Consider the following 285-nt stretch of genomic DNA (forward strand, 5'->3'; position numbering starts at 1 on the left):
TCTGCAGAAACGAATCTTAAAACGGTGAAACTCGCTTCCGCTAAATACTATGATGAACTGCCAACGGAAGGGAATGAGCACGGTCAGGCGTTCCGCGATGTGGAACTGGAAAAAGAATTGCTGATCGAAGCGCAAAATCTTGGTCTGGGTGCGCAGTTTGGTGGTAAATACTTCGCTCATGACATCCGCGTGATTCGCCTGCCACGTCACGGCGCATCCTGCCCGGTCGGTATGGGCGTCTCCTGTTCTGCTGACCGTAATATCAAAGCGAAGATCAACCGTCAG

At 51.6% G+C, this 285-nt stretch carries 1 protein-coding gene; it reads left to right on the forward strand.

The window, feature by feature from the left end:
* The coding region (locus LZP73_RS20620) for a fumarate hydratase (RefSeq protein ID WP_234236835.1) at positions 1-285 on the forward strand (285 nt) is incomplete at both ends.

This window comes from Shewanella sp. AS16 (assembly GCF_021412365.1).
Taxonomy (GTDB): domain Bacteria; phylum Pseudomonadota; class Gammaproteobacteria; order Enterobacterales; family Shewanellaceae; genus Shewanella; species Shewanella salipaludis.